This is a genomic window from Sphaerospermopsis aphanizomenoides BCCUSP55, from assembly GCF_001586785.1.
Taxonomy (GTDB): Bacteria; Cyanobacteriota; Cyanobacteriia; order Cyanobacteriales; family Nostocaceae; genus Sphaerospermopsis_A; species Sphaerospermopsis_A aphanizomenoides_A.
The window spans coordinates 1-1,415 of record NZ_LUFH02000215.1 but is presented as its reverse complement, the minus strand read 5'-3'; the positions used below and the strand labels follow the sequence as shown (position 1 = coordinate 1,415).

1 protein-coding gene and 1 pseudogene are annotated in these 1,415 nt (G+C 30.9%); both read right to left on the bottom strand.

Annotation, left to right across the window (positions count from 1 at the left end; translation table 11 throughout):
- Window positions 1-836, bottom strand: an 836-nt coding sequence (locus A0J48_RS26340) for a serine/threonine-protein kinase (protein WP_200327525.1), incomplete at its 3' end; no start/stop codon positions are given.
- 381 nt (window positions 837-1,217) lie between these two features.
- Window positions 1,218-1,415, bottom strand: a pseudogene (locus A0J48_RS27325) (hypothetical protein); the annotation flags it as partial.

Sequence of the window (1,415 nt, the reverse complement as noted above, 5' to 3'; positions counted from 1 at the left end):
TCTTGGAACTGAGGTGTAATGCTAAATATTACGGTTATTTTTTCAGATAATTCTTCTTTTAGATTAGCAATTATCTTTCTGATTTCATCAAGTTTAGGTCTGTTTTCTCTATCTTTATCTGTGGCTTTTTTGAGAATATTTACTAAAGATAAAGCATTGCAATCAGCTAATGTATCTTGAGCAGAATTATATAGGATTGTTTTATCCCTTTGTTCGTGGAAGTTAATTTTACTTTGTTGAGATGATAATAAATATAAGAATGTCATACCTAGAGAGTAAATATCAGAATCTCTAGATACTCCTTCAAGATTAATTTGCTCTGGGGCTGAGAATAGAGGAGTATGGTAGCTTCTAATTGTATTAGTCAGAATGGTTGTAGTTATAATCGCTATTCCAAAATCCAGTATTTTTGCTACAGGTTTTTCATCTTTATCAACAATTTTAATATTATCTGGTTTAATATCTCTGTGAATAATATTTTTTGAATGAGCGTGACTAATACCATCAATTATTTGTAGGAATATATCTAATTTAGTTTTTAAATCAATGCCACTATCAAAATATTCTTTAATATTTTGTCCATCTAGATACTCTAATACTAAATAAACAAGTTTATGACTATTTTCATAGCCTTCTTCTATAAATTTAACTATATTTTGATGGTTTAATCGTTTTAAGGTTTGGGTTTCTCTATCTAAAAGTTTTATGGCATTTTCTTCTTCGGTAGAAAGGGTTTTAATGGCATAGCGTTGTTTAGAGTTTAAATTTTGCCCTAGATAAACAATACCACTACCACCTTCTCCAATTTTTGTTTTAATATCATATTTTCCACCCAATATTTCGCCTCTAAGAGCAGTAGATATGATTAATTCTCCTTTATTTATATTTGAAATTGGGAGTTCCCGAATATAACCAATAAGCGATTAACTGTCACTCCTCCAAATACTGCTGGCGCAAATCTTTCTCTTGATAGCCCATTTCTTGCAACTTTATTTCACTCTGCTTTATCACTATGAGCATATTATTTCTATTTTTTCAATTATTTGTCCAGTTTTATTAAATAATAAACTTGCTGTAAATGTCAAACTGAATGAGATGCAAGGCAAAGTTTCGTACTAGAAGATAGGTTACGTCCCACAGTAGGTGATCGCCCTATTACCTACTGTGGCTATTCAAAGATAAAACTAATCTGGCTCTGGGTTCGACAACCTTTTAATTTAAACTTCGGCAATATTTTTGCTTAATTCGCTATGACTTGAACGAAAAAATGAGCCAAATTGTGAACCATAAAACGAGCCATAAGTAACGACAAAATAAGCCTTACGAGAAAAAGCGAAATAAAACTTTGCATCAAATAATGAGCCAAAGTAGATTTTCTGCACCATAATATGAACATGAGTTGAAAAACTTGCTAA